Origin of the sequence: Arsenophonus sp. ENCA (assembly GCF_002287155.1) — a bacterium.
Lineage (GTDB): Bacteria > Pseudomonadota > Gammaproteobacteria > Enterobacterales > Enterobacteriaceae > Arsenophonus > Arsenophonus nilaparvatae.
On record NZ_NHNG01000060.1, the window covers coordinates 1 to 858 of the forward strand.

Below are 858 nucleotides of genomic sequence, written 5' to 3' on the forward strand. Positions count from 1 at the left end.
TAAACCACTTGACCCGGTTATTAAGATTTTTTTCATCGGACGCTCCATTAAAAGTGGATAGCTGTAAATTACATTTTAGCCCACATTTTTAATTAACAAAAAAAATTACATTAATTTACGTTAACATTAAATATATATTCCCATATTTAAAAAATTAATCTCCATAATATTTTTTACATTATTGGGCACCTCGAAAAACTCAAGATTTTCAATTAACCCTTGGCTTTCATTCTAAATAATTAGATTTTTTTGATTATCACGTTACTGATTCTATCGCACATTGCCCTGGCTAGGGCCATTTAACCCATTCTGGGCGTCAGAAAGCCACGATGCACGCGCTCTGGAAGTACGCCAACCGCTTTAGGTTGTAACATGCTGCCATCATCGTCATGGCAAAATTAGCGCGCACCTGTCCAATGGTGCGGATCAGTTTTCTACCCATTTGTTCCATCGCCGCAAATGCATGTTCAACCCGTGCCCTAGTCTTTGCAATCCTGTGGTTTCGCCCTTGCTGAGTCTTGGACAACGGTTTGTTTCGATGGCCTTTACGCTGAATCTGGCTCCTATAGCCGTTTGCCTTCAGCCAAGCTTCCCGCTCCGCAGAGGGATAGCCTCGGTCGGCGTAGATATTGCGATTGGTGTTGGCCTTGTCAATGACCCTTTCGAAATGCTGACTGTCGTGGGTGCTGGCCGTATCGGTGACGATTTTTCTGATGAATTTGTACTTCTTATCCATGTTTACCGAAAGCTTATAGCCATAATGACTCTTACCGTGTTTTTTAGTCCACGTGGCGTCTAAATCTTTTTGTCGCCGCTTGGTTGGTTTCCAATGAGCAGGCATCGCTTCCTGCTTGAGTT

1 protein-coding gene is annotated in these 858 nt (G+C 42.7%); it reads right to left on the bottom strand.

Annotated elements, in window-relative coordinates; translation table 11 throughout:
* Positions 1-316: 316 nt before the first annotated feature.
* On the bottom strand, positions 317-858 hold a 542-nt coding region (locus CBG25_RS01675), incomplete at its 5' end, for an IS5 family transposase (RefSeq protein WP_290604069.1).